We start from the raw sequence: 16009 nt of genomic DNA on the forward strand, positions 1-16009 counted from the left end.
TTATCCCCCTTGCAGCTTCATATAATCCTTCCTATATTTATATAAACGATGACTTTTTCTTAGTGAACACTTTCTCCTTCACTGCTAGGCGGTTGATCAGCTCATTATTCACATCAAAACCAATGCCTGGCTTTGTCGGCACTTCAATGATACCTGGTTTCAATAGCGTCACTTCCGGCAGAATAATATCCTCATGGAAATATCGGCTGGAAGCAGAGGTATCTCCCGGAATTGTGAAATTGCTTAATGAAGCAAGCGCGATGTTGTGGGCTCTGCCGATTCCCGCTTCTAACATGCCGCCGCACCATACGGGCACTTGTTTTTCTTGACATAAGTCGTGAATCTTTTTAGCTTCTGTTAAGCCGCCGACTCTTCCCGTCTTAATGTTAATGATTTTACATGCATTGATTTCAAGAGCCTTTCTAGTATCTTCTGCAGAATGGATACTTTCATCCAAACAAATAGGTGTAGCTATTTCTGCCTGCAATGTTGCATGATCAATGATATCATCATAGGCTAACGGCTGCTCAATCATCATTAAACTAAACATATCCAGTTCTTTCAAAAGCTTCATGTCATCGAGAGTATACGCAGAATTGGCATCGGCCATAAGCGGAATCTGTTCTCCGAAACGTTTTCGAATAGCCGTTAAAGGCTTGATGTCCCAGCCTGGCTTAATTTTGACTTTGATCTTTTTATATCCCTCTTCTAAGAACCCCTCTACTTTCTGCAGCAAAGCTTCTATGCTGTCTTCTATGCCAATACTCACACCTACTTCAATCTCCTTGCGGCTGCCGCCTAATGCTGTAGCAAGTGTCTGTCCTTTTTGTTTGCTGTAGAGATCCCAGACAGCCATTTCAAGGGCTGCTTTCGCCATTGGATTTCTGCGTATATACGAAAACATGTCTGAAACATCCTTTGGTTCCTGAACCTCTCTTTCAAGAAGCTCTGGGATTAAAAATGTTTCAAGCATGTACCAGACTGTATCCGTTGTTTCTTCATTAGCAATCGGGAACGGCAGTGCTACACTTTCAGCAACCCCCACTTCATCATCACTAAACACCCTGACGATGATAATATCCTTCGCTTTTATTGCCCCAAAACTAGTGATAAACGGTGCTTTTAGTGGAATTTTTATTCGCTGCATTTGAATTTGATTAATATCCATACAAACACACCCCTTTATTATTTTTCCAATAACGTGTTACTGTTCCATTTTTTTCATTCTATCACAAAATGAAAGCTTTCCCATTCTGATATCTTGGATACCAGACTGGAAAAGCTTTCTCTTCACTTTTTATTTCTCATTATTATCTTAGCTGAAATGCTCTATTATTAGAGAACAAGAGCAGCAATCATACCAAAGATAAACAACGGAATATTGTAGTGCATGAAAGTAGGCACACACGTATCCCAAATGTGATTGTGCTTTCCATCAGCATTCAATCCCATTGTTGGACCAATTGTACTGTCTGAAGCAGGTGATCCAGCATCTCCTAGAGCACTCGCTGTTCCAATCAGTGCTGCCGTTGCTAACGGCGAAAAACCGACTGCAAGACATAGAGGAACGTATACTGCTGTTAAAATAGGAATCGTACCAAAAGAAGAACCAATTCCCATTGTTACTAACAAGCCGATCGCTAGAATCGTGAAAGCGGCCACTAGTTTGCTATCACCGATAAAACCATTTGTAAGCGTAACCATTTCTTTGATGGCGCCAGTATCCTTTAGAATAGTTGCATATCCCGCTGCAATCAACATAATAAAGGCCATAGCCCCCATCATTTTCATACCATCATCAATGACTTCGTCTCCTTTAAGAAATGGAACAACCCGTCCTAAGAACATAACTATAATTCCTGCAAGCGCTCCCAAAGCAAGGGAATGAGTAATCACTTGAATCACAAGTGCGATCAAAATAGCTACTACTGTCATTCCGTGCTGCTTGTTGAAAGGAATATGTTCTGCTGCAGCTGAAATTTCTGCCGAAGCCTGTGAATGCGCCAGCTCATCTGCTGATACTCCTACTGTTTCTTTTGGCTTACGATACGTGATAAAGACGGCAATCAATAATCCAACGACCATTGCTAAACCTGGAAGAAGCATGGCAACAGCAACTTGGCTGACCGCGATGTTCATTCCGCTCGCTTTCATCTCAGTCGCGATAATCTGGTGGAACATAAGTCCATATCCCGCAGGAATAACGATATATGGTGCTTTCAATCCGAATGTTAAGGCAGTCGCTACACCTCGTCGGTCAACTTTCATACTGTCGAAAAGGTGCAACAAAGGTGGAATCAAAATTGGAATAAAGGCAATATGCACTGGAACTAAGTTTTGTGAAAAACAAGAGATCCCTGCGATCGTTAACAAAATAAATCCGCGTCTGCCTTTCATGAATTTCAATAGTTTATTAACTAATATTCCAGTAATCCCTGAATATTTAATCGCTACTGCAAAAATCCCCAGCAATACAATACTTATCGCAGTTTCAGCTTGTCCACCCATTCCTCCGATAAGCATACTTGTCGCATCCAAAATAGAAAGCCCTTCAATCATACCGGCAGTGATCGCTGCGAGTAAAATACTTATTAACACGTTTACCCGAAGCATACTTAATACGATCATAAGTAATACAGATACAAGAACAGCAGTCATTAATTATCCTTCCCCCTTTGGTCATCAAGGTAACAAAAAAATTCTCCCCATCCGTTTAAATCTTTGTACCTATGGAATGTATACTATTTTTTCAAATCACCCCTTTCTCTGTTTAAAATATTTCGAATATTTATAATAGTAACCCATCTAACAGGCTTAGATAAATGCTTATTTTTATGAATTACAATACTTTTTTAACTTCAAAAATTACTTTTTAAGACATTTGCTTCATTAATATAAATATCACTCTTTATAATAAGTTTATTCTCTGGATTTTACCCCCAAATAGGTAAAAGTTCCCAAAGTGAAGTGTTTAACCACCTCATTCTGAGAACCTCCTTATATATGTTAAATTAATCATATAAATAAGTTACATATTTACCTTCTCTTGTTTTAAGGCAGAATTTAACGCCTTTCCTTGAATGCCTTCGACAATCACCTGGCACGTTCTTTCTCTCAGCTCAACGAGTGACTCCTCCGACACGTATGAGGCATGCGGTGTAATGATGACTTCATCCATCTTCAGCAGCGGATGATCTCGTTCAGGAGGTTCCTTTTCTAAAACATCAAGACCCGCTCCAGCAAGGTGGCCTTCCTGTATCAATTTTTGCAGTGCTTCTTCATTTACTACACCGCCGCGGCATGTATTAATGATAAATGATCCTTTCGGCATCAGTTTAAGGCGTTCATAATTCAGCAGATTATTTGTTTCCTCGTTCAACGGGACATGCAAACTAAGAACATTGGATAATTGCATGAGTTCCGTTAACGATACGGGTGTCACTCCGTACATATCAAAGATTTCATCAAACACATACTCATCATGAGCTAAAAGACGCACACCAAATGGCTTCAGCTTGGCAGCTACCATTCGGGCAATCCGTCCAAATCCAAGAAGCCCGATCGTTTTTTCACTAAAACGGTGGATTGGCTGTGTATCAAGGGGATCCCATTTTCCATCTCTGACTTTGTGATGATAGGAAGATAATTGGCGGGTAAGCGCAAACATGAGGGCAATCGTATGATCAGAAACTTCTTCCACACAATAATCCGGTACATTTGCAACAGTAATCCCTTTGCGGGCTGCCGCTTCTACATCTACATGGTTATAGCCAACTCCTGGTACAGCTATGACTTTACACGCTTGGAGTTGGTCAATAAGGTCCTCTCTGCATGGAAAACCTACTTGCACAACTACCCCATCAGCGTAGGGGGCGTATTGCGGAATATCTTTTTCTAACGTATCTGACTTCGTGATCTTGACCTCAAATCCATGTTGTTGATAAAAATCCTTCTCCAATTGGTGACTACTCCATTCATCGTCTAAGATCCAGACTATAGGCCTTCGTTTTTTCACTTCATCTCCTCCTAATATTTCAATTAATTTAACGCTTTTTCTGATGAACCTTCTGCAGGGGCTAAAATAGAGTTGCGATACTCGCTAGGTGTTTTCCCTACGATCGTTTTGAAGACTCTGCTGAAATAGTGGGAATTACTATAGCCTACTTCAAAAGCAATTTGGTAAACGGTATAGTTCAAATCCATCAATAAAGTCTTTGCTTTTTCTATTCGTAAATGAGTAATATACTCTACGAAATTGGTTCCTGTGGCACTTTTGAAAAGGCGGCTAAAATAAGTAGGGCTTAAATGAACATAGCTGGACACCTTTTCTAAAGTGATATGCTCTAAATAATGTTTCTCAATGTAATCCATTGCCTTTTGGACTGATTTCAAGCTATATTCGTTTTTGTTATTGAATACGAGATCAGTAAAGCGATAGATCATATTCTCAAGCCATTGTTCCATTTCGGCTAAATTTTCAATTGTATTTAAATCTTTTGTGTATTCTAGGAGAATCGAGTGAACTTCTTTCAAATTCGCTCCTCCATCAACCGCTGCTCGTGCAAGTACCGTTGATATTTCTGAGATTTGCAATTTCAGTACTTCCGGATCGACCTTTTGTTTGGCAAACAATTCATTAAATAAATTCGCCATGTTCTCCTTTACAGCTGCAATATCAGCCACCATCAATTTACTCGCCAAGGTAGAAACATCCTGGTTTCGCAGTAAATAGACTTCATTAGTGAATGGCTCTACGTCATCGATATGAATGACCGTATCCTTTCCGCCGAAAAATTTATATTTTTGTGCATATAATGCTTCTTGGTAAGAAACGTATAAGTCCCTCACATCTTCACAGTGGTTTCCAATTCCTATCGTTACACTGTAACCTGTACTTTCTTTAATCGATGCTTTCGTTTCTTCAGCGATTCTCTTCGCCAGCTTTTTATACTCTGCTTGACTATTTTGAAAGGGCAGTGAGAATAATATGGCAAACTTATCTGCTCCTGTTCCCATGGCCAGAACCTCATCCAGCTCTTTCTTCAGGGATAGGCGGGCGATCGCAATAATTTCATTACGAATGGAATCTTGCAATTGTTTGCTCTTATTTTTATTAACTGCAAAAAATTCATCTATCTGAACATTCACGGCTATATTAGGGACAGCGGATAATCCGACTAACTGACATTGCTCCCAAATATCCTTTGGATTTTGGATATTTCCATATAACAAGTTGTAAATAAGACTTAACCGTAAAGAAGACATAATTTGCAGCGGATCATCCTTCTTTTGTTGATTAATTTGGATGGAGTGCCGCACTTCCTTTTTCAATTCTTGCAGCAGCTGATAGACGACTTCCTTCTCTAATGGCTTACTTAAACAATCAAATACTCCATTTTTAAATAGAGCCCTCATTTCATGATCATCGTAACCGCTTTTCAGCACGATCAGAGGCAAAGCAAGATGTTTCTTTTTTAATTGATCACAAACAACATCTTGAGCCACTTTCGTCATCTCATCAAAATCTAGAAGGACAGCTGCAATATTCTCATTTACTGATAAATCCTCTTTTAAAAAAGTCTTATTATCCCGTATTTCTATCGTAAAGCCAAATTTGAAATCATTGTTTATTTGATGAAAAAGATTGATGATATCTAAATCATGTGTTGCCAGAAGTAAAAGATTGCCCACAGTGGTCACACCCTTTCATGAAGATAACTTTCCTCTCGGTTACAATCTAGTAAGGCAAATGATCCATTTCGTTTCTTGTTGCCTTACACACTTTTTAAGCTGTTTGAACGGAATCGATTCTGACACCTATAAACGGTGCTGCACTCACTGGAAAATGATGATTGTGTCGTTCGCTAATTTTCTGTTAAAATTAACATTTAGAATATTTAGATTATACATTTTATACCTTTCCCCAATCAATACTTTAGACTAGTTTCTTCCTATTATACATGAGAAATGACTAATGTTCTTTCGTCACGGTATTAATGAAGAAAAGCTACCAATCGCACTGATGAAATGGTAGCTTCTTTCTTTATTTTTGACTTCATTTCCATGTTCTATTAACTAATTTCTTCAGGAACTGCGTAAATTGTATCATAGTAGTGAAGCATTTCTTCACGAAGGCGGCGCGCACCCCAGATTGCGTTTGCACGGTGCTCATCTGTTACGACATATTTTCTAACGATCATATCGCCAAGTCTAGCGTGGAATGCTTCGTCTTTTTTCACTTGCTCATAGCATCTTGCTAGATCGTCTAAGCCGATGCGGCGGCAGTTTTCAATCACGATGTCATGTGTTGTTGTTGTAGATGTTTCAGAACAGTTCCAAACAGCTACTGCACAAGCACGGTCTCTTTGAAGAGCTTCCCAGTGCAAGTTTTCCCAGCCCATGTGAGCTTCTGGAGGAGTTGTTGGCGCTGTGTAACCATGCTTCTCAAGCACACGGCAAATGATTTCGTAATGGTGAGCTTCTTCCCACATATGTTTACATAAAGATGTAACTGTTGGTCTGTCAAACTCTTTCCAATAGTCGTTGATTTGTTTGCCCAAGAAGAATACATAAGCGATTTCTAGCCATACACGCTGCTCGATCGCTACGAATACTTCATCAGGAGTTAGGTCTTCACGTGTCCAGAAATCATATGCTTTTTTCTCTGCATACGCTTTCAATTCTTCTTTAATGTCATTGAATTCTCTTAAAAATTCTTCTTGTGTTAACACTTCTTGTGTCATTATAATACCTCCCCTCGCTTAGCTGAAAAAGTATTCTTAATATTTACAATTATATATCTACTTTTTTCAGATGATAAGTACCCATTCTTGATATATAGTGTACTTTCTTGTCACCAATCTTCTTCGTGGTGCAAAAGATAAATATTTGCACACAGATGGTAGAGAAAGCCTATGTTGTACACTGTCAGGATGATTAAAAACGAGTGTCTTTCAAGGCATAATACCTGACGAAGAGCGGAGTGACTAGAAAAAGCATGAGCACCACAGACAGGCGAGCAGCGAAAAAAGCGAGTGTTTGTCAACAGCCTGATATGTACATTCATTTTGAGATTCTATTAAACAGTTTCTTCGGGAAGAGCATAAATTGTATCATAGTAGTGAAGCATTTCTTCACGAAGGCGGCGCGCACCCCAGATTGCGTTTGCACGGTGCTCATCTGTTACGACATATTTTCTAACGATCATATCGCCAAGTCTAGCGTGGAATGCTTCGTCTTTTTTCACTTGCTCATAGCATCTTGCTAGATCGTCTAAGCCGATGCGGCGGCAGTTTTCAATCACGAAAAATTCTTCTTGTGTCATTATAATAAACTCCTTGTTTAGTCAAAGAAGTATTCTTAATATTTATAATTATATAGCGCTTTCTTTTCAACGATAAGTACTCGTTTTTGACATACACCATACTTTTTTGTTGTCATTTTCCGATACTTTAGCAAGTATAAATATTATACACATCATTTCACGTATAAAAGCCAAGCATTTACGACAGCAAAAAGCTACCAGTCACAAATTGGGAGCGGTAGCTTTTTGTTGAATGAGTTCTATTAAACAGTTTCAGAAGGAACTGCGTAAATTGTATCGTAGTAGTGAAGCATTTCTTCACGAAGGCGGCGCGCACCCCAGATTGCATTCGCACGGCGCTCATCTGTTACTACATATTTTTTAACGATCATGCCGCCAAGTCTAGCATGGAATTCTTCGTCTTTTTTCACTTGCTCGCAGCATCTGGCTAGATCGTCTAAGCCGATGCTGCGCAGTTTTCAATCACGATGTCATGTGTTGTTGTAGATGTTTCAGAACAGTTCCAAACAGCTGCTGCACAAGCGCGGTCTCTAATTGTAATGTTCTCAATATTTATAATTATATATACCCCTTTGTTTTCGACAATAAGTACCCATTCTTGGCATATGGCTTACTTACTATCGTGAATCCCCAGCCCTTTGTAAAAAGATAAATTTTTATACTAATTGCTCGCGCGCTTCTCTTGCAGCTTCAACATCTTTCATTTCTTCTACAAGCTGAGCAAAGTATTTATACATTACATGATCTTCTTCAATGTGTGGAACGTGTTTACGGCAGAAAGAGTATGCCCATTTTGTACCTTCGCCTAAATTCTCAGGACCTTTGTACTCAGCCGCACGTGCAGCACTAAACAATTCAATAGCAGCCACTTGGTAAGCATTTTGAACAATTTTTGCTGCTTTACGCGCACCGATTGTTCCCATACTTACGTGATCTTCCTGGTTCGCTGAGCTTGGAATAGAATCTACGCTTGCTGGATGTGCTAGAGATTTGTTTTCTGATACAAGAGATGCTGCAGCATACTGTGCAATCATTAGTCCAGAATTCATTCCGCCTGCTTGCGTTAAGAAGGCAGGAAGCTGATCATTTAACTGTGGATTAACAAGTCTTTCAATTCGTCTTTCAGAAATGTTCGCCAATTCTGCAGCCGCAATGGATAGGTAATCCATAACAAGTGCCATCGGTTGTCCATGGAAGTTACCGCCGGAGATAACTTTGTCTTCTTCCACAAAGATCAGCGGATTGTCCGTTACGGAGTTGATTTCAATTTCTATTTTATCGTGAATATGCTGAAGTGCGTCTCTTGAAGCACCGTGAACTTGAGGCACACAGCGTAGAGCATACGCATCTTGCACGCGGATTTCAGCTTGATTCGTCATCAGCTTGCTGCCTTTTGTAAGCTTCGCAATATTTTCAGCTACTAACTGTTGGCCGGCATGCGGACGAATTCTATGTGTTGCTGGATCAAATGCATCTCTTACTCCACGAAGAACTTCAGTCGTTAAAGCAGAAGTGAAGTCTACCCAGTTAGCAAGGTTTAAAGCATCCCAACAAGCTAGCGTGCCGACAGCTGTCATGACTTGCGTACCGTTAATAAGCGCCAAGCCTTCTTTGGCTTCTAGAGATACAGGAGCAACTCCAGCTAAGCTCATCGCTTTTCCGCCATCCATTTTTTCACCGTTGAAATACGCTTCCCCTTCACCCATGATCACTAGAGCTAAGTGAGAAAGTGGAGCAAGATCGCCACTCGCGCCCAAAGATCCTTGTTGAGGAATGACTGGTGTCACACCTTTATTTAACATTTCAACCATTGTTTCTACAACTTTTAAACGAATACCGGAATGACCGAACAGAAGGGCATTCACACGCAATAAGATAATTGCTCTTACGACATCTTCAGAAAATGGTTCGCCTACTCCACAAGCATGGCTGCGGATCAAGTTCACTTGAAGATCTTTTGCTTGTTCGTTTGGAATATACGTATCACTGAATTTACCAAATCCAGTTGTTAATCCGTAAACTACTTTCTTTTCTGCTAATAGCTTTTCTACATATTCTCTGCTGCGATTTACTTTCTCTTTTTGCTCTTCAGCAATATCAACAACGTGTTTGTTACGCGCAACAAGTACAACATCCTCCAACGTTAACGGCTTGCTGCCAACTAGAACTTTCTCTTTATTTAATAGCATAAACAATCACTCCTTTTATTATTGTGCACTAGATCTATAGATGAAGAAAAAGAGAGTATAGACCTGTGTAATCGGTCAACCCTGTTCCATCAGCGGGGGATCACCCCCCGCTGGGGGAAATTTCATTTTATTCTTACGCTTTAGCTAATACTTGTGGATTTAATGTGTTAGGTACTGGGTTGCCTTTCACACCATTGATCGCGTTCAAACTCGTCTTTGTTTTAAGCTCTACAATCGCTTCTTCAGAGATGTAAGCGGAGTGAGGAGTCACATACACTTTATCTGAATTAAGTAAAGGATCGTCTGCATGCGGCGGTTCGTTCAACAGAACGTCAAGACCGGCGCCGCCGATATGTCCTTCATTAATTGCACGATACAAGTCTTCCTCATTAATCACACCGCCGCGGCTCGTGTTAACGATAAAAGCACCTTGAGGCAGCTTTTTCAGTTCATCATAGCTGATGATGTTTCTTGTATCTTCTTTAAGTGGCACATGCAATGTTAAAATATCAGATTGACGAAGCAATTCTTCGAATGACACCGCTTCCACTGAATACTCTTGGAAAACATCTTGAGAAACGTTAGGGTCACAAGCGATTAAGCGAACGCCGAATCCATTCAGTTTTTGAGCTGTCTTGCGGGCAATTCGTCCAAAACCAAGAAGTCCAACTGTATTTTTACAGAAGCGCTTAATAGGCAGAGTATCCATCGGGTCCCATTCACCGCGTTTTACTTGCGCGTTATAAGCTGGAAAACGGCGGGCTAATGTGAGTATATGTGTTACAGCGTGATCTGAAACTTCTTCGGAACAGTATTCAGGCACATGGGATACAATGATACCCTTGCGTGTTGCTGCTTCTACATCAATATGGTTAAACCCTACTGCCGACGCAGAAATAATTTGGCATGAATCTAATTGATTAATGATCTCTTCTGTACATTGGAATCCTACTTGAGCAACGACAGCATCCGCATAAGGAGCATAATGAGGGAAATCCTCTTGAAATGCCTCAGAGCGTGTAACCTTCACTTCAAAGCCATGCTCTGCATAGATTTCTTTTTCTATACTATGATCTGTCCATTCATCATCGAGAATCCAAACTAAATGTTTTCCATCCTTCACTCTATGTTCCTCCCTTTTTATGCGTGATGCGGTGCTTTAGCGTTAATTTCTTGCAGCGCTTTCAAAAGCTTGTCGTTTTGCTCTGCTGTTCCGATACTGATACGTGCATGTGTAGGATGTCCCCATGCCGCACATGGACGGATAATTAAGCCTTGAGAAGCTAATTCTGCCCCTATACTTCCAGTTTCTTGCTTCATGTCAACGAATAGGAAGTTTGTATGTGACTCTTCCACTTCATAACCGAAAGCACGGAATTCTTTGACTAACTTCTCCATTTCACGCTTGTTATCACTAAGTGTTTTGTTTTTATGTTCTACGTCTTCAAGAGCACCTAGCGCACCTGCATGAGCTACACGGTTACATGCAAATGGTTCCCGTACTCGTTGTAATGGCTGGATTAGTTCTGGTCTTGCCATGGCATATCCTACTCGCATACCCGCTAATCCATACAATTTTGAAAACGTTCGAATCGTAATAACAGGAAGCCCTTCTTTAATATACTCTACACCCGTTGCGTAATTTTCACGGTTAATGAATTCACCGTAAGCTTCATCTAGTACCGCAACAACGTGTTTTGGTACACGTTTGAAGAATTCCCGCAGCTCTTCTTCTTCTACAATCGTTCCTGTTGGGTTGTTAGGGTTACATACGATGACAAGTTTTGTCTTTTCATTGATCGCTTCAAGCATCGCCTCAAGATCAAATTTATGATCTTTTGTCGTTGGAATTTCGACAGGTACTCCTCCCATAAGCAACGTGTTTTTATGATATTCGGAGAACGTCGGCGTACAATAGACTACTTCATCGCCAGGATTGATATATGAAGCGATGACTAAGTTAATAATATTGTCCGCTCCATTAGCGATAACATAGTTTTCAGGATCGATTCCGTGCAATGCCCCTAGCTTAGTGCGAAGTTCCAAACACGTTAGGTCAGGATAAAAGTGTGCCTCTTGAATTGCTTTCACCATTGCCTCAATCGCTTTTGGCGATGGACCTAACTGGTTCTCATTCGTAGCAAGACGAATGACGTCTGTTAACTCTGCTTGTTTCTTAGCTTCTTCAGCTGCTTGGCCTGGAATATAAGGATCTAGATCCTTTACGCTGCTGCGCCATAAACTTTCTGACATTGTAAATCCTCCATTCTGTCCATTTAATACACCAACGGTCTATGCCGTTTAAAGGGCGTTAGTAATTGTTTTAATTGATTATTTAAAGCTTGTCTTTGAATCTCTAAATTAGTTATACATGATTTTTCGGCAAAAACTAAGGTTTTTCACTATCAAGGTAAAAAATATTCACAATATAACAAAAAATTAAACAATCATTTGAAAATATTTGATAAATTTAATGAATATTACCTCGATATTCGCCGTATCCCCTAGTAGTAAGCGTTTGCATTTAAGAAATTTGCTTCAAAATTTTTTTTCGAAACATAATTATTTCATCATCCAGTTGTTTTCTTGCTTTTAACACTTCTGGATGGCGTGAGCCTTTGATTTTTGCTAGATCATGCATTTCTTCCTCATGTTTACTTATATTTTCTTTAATGAACACAATTTCTGATAGAAGCATCAAACCTTACCTCCTATGTTGTAAAAATTGTAGTTTCAGAGAAGTTTAAGAGATCTTCGGACTATTCCCTTCACTTAAACTATTTATACACCATCCTTTCAAAAAAAAAAGGTGTTTTGATTGACAGAGTAAAAACGTCCACAATACAACAAAAATTGAACCATTGAACAGAGCATCAACTACTTGAATCATTAAACACTTTTACTTCTTGGCTGCGTTAAACTTACCGGTTGATTTCCGCTGCAGGCACTCGCTTTCCGCGGGCGGTCCGGGAGCCTCCTCGCCGCTATTGCTCCTTCTGCCCCATCAACAAAGCGGGAAAACCAACACTAGTCATTAACAAGGCCTATTTTTTAACAAAAAAACAGTCTTAACAATCAGTTATTCGCCGATTGTTAAGACTGTTTAATAAAAATGAATGATTAGTCATTCTTTTTCCTGTCTTTAAAAAAAGCAGTGACTCAGCCGCTTGTAAATGACTCGATTACGCCTCTACTAAACAAAGATCATTAAAATACACTACTTCAGTAAGTATTTTATACCCTGCCATTTTCTCAAATGCCCCTCTGGCTTCTTGTTCAGTATCATACTCAAATAATTTCACGTTACTTTTAGAATGAACGGTAATGACCCACATAGACAGTCTCCTCCAATCCACAGGTTCTTTTTTAGCCTTTTTGTACACTATTTTGACCTCACGCCCAGCCTCGGTATCGTGAAGCCTCGGCTGTTTTTCTTATGCCTGCCATATAAGCTGCTAAACGCATATCTACTTGACGCGTCTGAGCTATTTGATATATCTTTTCGAATGAATCGACCATGGCTGTTTGTAATTTCTCTGCTACTTCTTCTTCTGACCAATAGTACCCCTGGTTATTTTGCACCCATTCAAAATAGGAAACGGTCACACCGCCGGCACTTGCAAGTATATCTGGTACGAGCAGAACCCCTTTTTCATGCAAGATTTTTGTCGCTTCAAGAGTCGTAGGTCCGTTGGCCGCTTCTACTACGATAGACGCTTGAATACGGTCCGCATTTTCTTTCGTAATTTGATTAGCAATCGCTGCCGGCACGAGAATATCACACTCTTTTTCAAGCAGTTCTTGGTTCGTTATGACATCTGTAAACAAATTAGTTACCGTTCCAAAACTGTCTCTTCGTTCTAGTAAATAGTTGATATCAAGTCCTTCAGGATTATAAAGGGCCCCGTAAGCATCTGAAATACCAATGACTTTCGCTCCTGCTTCGTGAACAAATTTAGCTAGGAAGCTCCCTGCATTTCCAAACCCTTGAATAATGATTCGAGCGCCTTTCAGTTCTCTTCCTCGCTTCTTTACTGCCTCTTCAATACAAATCGTCACACCGCGCGCAGTTGCCGTTTCGCGCCCTTTAGATCCCCCGAGAACGATCGGTTTTCCCGTAATAAATCCAGGAGAATCGAATTCCCGAATACAGCTGTATTCATCCACCATCCACGCCATGATCTGAGCATCCGTATATACATCAGGTGCCGGAATATCTTTTGTCGGGCCCACAATTTGACTGATAGCGCGCACATATCCGCGGCTTAGTCTCTCTATTTCTCCTGCAGACATCGTTCTCGGATCGCAGATGACGCCTCCTTTTCCTCCGCCGTAAGGAAGATCAGCAATGCCGCACTTTAAACTCATCCAAATAGCAAGTGCTTTTACTTCTTCGTCCGTCACTTCAGGGTGGAAACGAACTCCTCCTTTTGTTGGACCAACGGCATCGTTATGCTGCGAACGAAAACCAGTAAATACTTGAACAGAACCATCATCCATTCGAACTGGAATACGCACAGTCAAATTTCTGATGGGTTCCTTTAATAGTTCATACATATCCTCGTTATACCCGAGCTTGTGGAGTGCTTCTTTAATGACGAGCTGGGTAGAGTGTAACAACTCTGCCTTTTCGCTCCTCTTTTTATCTAAAATCTGTTCCTCTTTCTCCGAAACTGCTGCTATCAATTTTTACACCTCTTACTGTTTTTAATGTATTTCCTTTATCCCTTGCTTCATCGGCGTACACAATCAACGCACTAAAGAGATAAATCAGAAATAGCTATACTATTCTAAAAAATAATGAAGAGGTTGACTCAAACAGGTCTGACCCTACTCCTAATATACTGTCTATAGCGGATGTCAATCATTCGAATACACAATATATGGTTGTAGGGTCTGACACTATAGTTTTGAGTCAGCCTCTTTATAACTACGAATAGATAAAACTTTATTTATACTTTAACCTCAAGAACGTTCTAAGACCATTCCGGCGTTTGCCGCCGCTAACTCATCTGATGCTACTACTTGGATGCCTTTTTTCCATACAGAATTGACGTGGTTCACGCCAAATAAGTATTGCAGTTCTTGATACGTCTTCACATTCCATAACACAACGTCCGCTTGTTTGCCGACTTCTAATGAACCGACTTGCTGTTCACGGTTAATGGCACAAGCCGCATTGTATGTGGCAGCTGTTAATGCTTCTGCCGGCGTCATTCTCATGGAGATACAAGCTAAGTTCATGACGAGCGGCATAGAAGTTGTTGGCGATGATCCTGGGTTACAGTCTGTAGAGATGGCTACAGGAACGCCCGCATCAATCATTTGTCTTCCTTTCGCTGCTTCTTCGCGCAAGTAAAGAGCCGTTGCTGGAAGAAGACAAGCAATCGTGCCTGCTTTCGCCATCGCTTCAATGCCTTCATCTGACGCTTTCAATAAATGCTCAGCTGAAACCGCTCCTACTTTCGCAGCGAGTTCTGCCCCGCCGTATGGCGCAATTTCATCCGCGTGAATTTTAGGGATTAATCCGTGCTTTTTCCCTGCTTCTAACACCCGCTCCGATTGTTCAGGTGTAAACACATCTTTTTCACAGAACACATCGTTGAACTCTGCCAGTTTTTCTTCTGCGACAACTGGAAGCATGTCATTGATTAAATGATCAACGAATTCATCCTCGCGTCCTTTGTAATCCGTCGGAACCGCGTGGGCACCCATGAATGTCGGCACGATGTCCATCAAGTGTTTCTCTTTTAGCTTCTTCATGACACGCAGCTGCTTCAGCTCCGTTTCCATGTTCATGCCGTAGCCGCTTTTTCCTTCGATCGTCGTCACACCATGAGTGAAAAAGGAATCCAGGCGTCGAATCGTTTGTTCGATCAATTCCTCTTCGCTTGCCTCACGTGTCATGCGGGTAGTCGCATGAATGCCTCCACCCGCGTTCATAATGTCCATATATGTTGCACCTTCCAGGCGCATTTCAAATTCACGTGCACGGCTTCCGCCAAATACAACATGCGTATGAGGATCTACCAGTCCTGGTGTCACTAAGTGGCCAGCCGCATCTACGACTTCTGCTTCTTTCACTTTGTCGCCATAGAGCTTTTCGATTTCTTCCGTTGTACCGACCGCTTGGATAATACCATCTTCAATCCATAGGCTTCCGTCTTCAATCAGCCCAAGCTCTGACATCGCCTCTTTGGATCGTGCTCCTTTAACGTCTGATGCCAGTGTAGCGAGCTGTGCCGCATGTTTGATCCAGATTGGTTTTGTCATTATTGTCCCTCTCTTTCAAGCATTGGCATGTTGATGCCTTTTTCACGTGCTGTTTTCTTCGCAAGATCATAACCAGCATCTGCGTGACGGACAACCCCCATGCCTGGGTCTGTTGTTAATACGCGCTCGATGCGTGCTTCTGCTTCTTTCGTTCCGTCTGCCACGATGACCACGCCTGAGTGCTGGGAGTAACCCATTCCTACGCCGCCGCCATGGTGAAGAG

General features: G+C 41.0%; 14 protein-coding genes and 1 pseudogene. All 15 read right to left on the minus strand.

What is annotated here, in order from left to right:
• Positions 1 to 37: 37 nt before the first annotated feature.
• Positions 38 to 1168, minus strand: coding sequence for an o-succinylbenzoate synthase (gene menC / locus QYG89_RS13630; protein WP_404318222.1), 1131 nt, complete (start codon positions 1166 to 1168; stop codon positions 38 to 40).
• A gap of 167 nt (positions 1169 to 1335) precedes the next feature.
• Positions 1336 to 2658, minus strand: coding sequence for a Na+/H+ antiporter family protein (locus QYG89_RS13635; RefSeq protein ID WP_404318224.1), 1323 nt, complete (start codon positions 2656 to 2658; stop codon positions 1336 to 1338).
• A 370-nt stretch (positions 2659 to 3028) separates the two neighbouring features.
• On the minus strand, positions 3029 to 4015 hold the full coding sequence (locus QYG89_RS13640; protein WP_404318226.1) for a C-terminal binding protein: 987 nt from the start codon (positions 4013 to 4015) through the stop codon (positions 3029 to 3031).
• A gap of 23 nt (positions 4016 to 4038) precedes the next feature.
• Complete coding sequence (locus QYG89_RS13645) at positions 4039 to 5691, minus strand: helix-turn-helix domain-containing protein (protein WP_404318228.1); 1653 nt, start codon at positions 5689 to 5691, stop codon at positions 4039 to 4041.
• Positions 5692 to 6071: 380 nt separating this feature from the next.
• A complete protein-coding gene (locus QYG89_RS13650) occupies positions 6072 to 6743 on the minus strand; it encodes a hypothetical protein (RefSeq protein ID WP_404318230.1) in 672 nt (223 codons plus the stop codon).
• A 335-nt stretch (positions 6744 to 7078) separates the two neighbouring features.
• Complete coding sequence (locus tag QYG89_RS13655; RefSeq protein ID WP_404318231.1) at positions 7079 to 7324, minus strand: hypothetical protein; 246 nt, start codon at positions 7322 to 7324, stop codon at positions 7079 to 7081.
• A gap of 242 nt (positions 7325 to 7566) precedes the next feature.
• Positions 7567 to 7734 carry a hypothetical protein gene (locus QYG89_RS13660; protein WP_404318233.1) on the minus strand — a complete coding sequence of 56 codons (168 nt, stop codon included), beginning with the start codon at positions 7732 to 7734 and terminating at the stop codon, positions 7567 to 7569.
• 246 nt (positions 7735 to 7980) lie between these two features.
• The gene (gene hutH / locus QYG89_RS13665) at positions 7981 to 9513 is read right to left on the minus strand and encodes a histidine ammonia-lyase (protein WP_404318235.1); all 1533 of its coding nucleotides are present in this window, start codon (positions 9511 to 9513) and stop codon (positions 7981 to 7983) included.
• A gap of 133 nt (positions 9514 to 9646) precedes the next feature.
• Positions 9647 to 10636 (minus strand): C-terminal binding protein, encoded by a 990-nt coding sequence (locus QYG89_RS13670; RefSeq protein ID WP_404318237.1) that lies wholly within the window; start codon positions 10634 to 10636, stop codon positions 9647 to 9649.
• A 17-nt stretch (positions 10637 to 10653) separates the two neighbouring features.
• Positions 10654 to 11766 (minus strand): histidinol-phosphate transaminase, encoded by a 1113-nt coding sequence (gene hisC / locus QYG89_RS13675; protein ID WP_404318238.1) that lies wholly within the window; start codon positions 11764 to 11766, stop codon positions 10654 to 10656.
• 271 nt (positions 11767 to 12037) lie between these two features.
• Positions 12038 to 12211, minus strand: coding sequence for a hypothetical protein (locus tag QYG89_RS13680; RefSeq protein ID WP_404318240.1), 174 nt, complete (start codon positions 12209 to 12211; stop codon positions 12038 to 12040).
• Positions 12212 to 12695: 484 nt separating this feature from the next.
• Positions 12696 to 12848 carry a hypothetical protein gene (locus QYG89_RS13685; protein WP_404318242.1) on the minus strand — a complete coding sequence of 51 codons (153 nt, stop codon included), beginning with the start codon at positions 12846 to 12848 and terminating at the stop codon, positions 12696 to 12698.
• Positions 12849 to 12906: 58 nt separating this feature from the next.
• Positions 12907 to 14166 carry a Glu/Leu/Phe/Val family dehydrogenase gene (locus QYG89_RS13690; protein WP_404318251.1) on the minus strand — a complete coding sequence of 420 codons (1260 nt, stop codon included), beginning with the start codon at positions 14164 to 14166 and terminating at the stop codon, positions 12907 to 12909.
• A 312-nt stretch (positions 14167 to 14478) separates the two neighbouring features.
• On the minus strand, positions 14479 to 15786 hold the full coding sequence (gene hutI / locus QYG89_RS13695; RefSeq protein WP_404318243.1) for an imidazolonepropionase: 1308 nt from the start codon (positions 15784 to 15786) through the stop codon (positions 14479 to 14481).
• A pseudogene (locus tag QYG89_RS13700) lies at positions 15786 to 16009 on the minus strand (urocanate hydratase); the annotation flags it as partial. The pseudogene QYG89_RS13700 and the gene hutI, both read right to left, overlap by 1 nt.

The sequence above is a fragment of the Bacillus lumedeiriae genome, assembly GCF_044891285.1.
GTDB classification, from domain to species: Bacteria; Bacillota; Bacilli; order Bacillales; family Domibacillaceae; genus Pseudobacillus; species Pseudobacillus lumedeiriae.

Coding starts and splice junctions, on each gene's coding strand:
- menC (WP_404318222.1), bottom strand. CDS start 1,168: ATGGATATTAATCAAATTCAAATGCAGCGAATAAAAATTCCACTAAAA.
- QYG89_RS13635 (WP_404318224.1), bottom strand. CDS start 2,658: ATGACTGCTGTTCTTGTATCTGTATTACTTATGATCGTATTAAGTATG.
- QYG89_RS13650 (WP_404318230.1), bottom strand. CDS start 6,743: ATGACACAAGAAGTGTTAACACAAGAAGAATTTTTAAGAGAATTCAAT.
- QYG89_RS13655 (WP_404318231.1), bottom strand. CDS start 7,324: ATGACACAAGAAGAATTTTTCGTGATTGAAAACTGCCGCCGCATCGGC.
- hutH (WP_404318235.1), bottom strand. CDS start 9,513: ATGCTATTAAATAAAGAGAAAGTTCTAGTTGGCAGCAAGCCGTTAACG.
- hisC (WP_404318238.1), bottom strand. CDS start 11,766: ATGTCAGAAAGTTTATGGCGCAGCAGCGTAAAGGATCTAGATCCTTAT.
- QYG89_RS13680 (WP_404318240.1), bottom strand. CDS start 12,211: ATGCTTCTATCAGAAATTGTGTTCATTAAAGAAAATATAAGTAAACAT.
- QYG89_RS13685 (WP_404318242.1), bottom strand. CDS start 12,848: ATGTGGGTCATTACCGTTCATTCTAAAAGTAACGTGAAATTATTTGAG.
- hutI (WP_404318243.1), bottom strand. CDS start 15,786: ATGACAAAACCAATCTGGATCAAACATGCGGCACAGCTCGCTACACTG.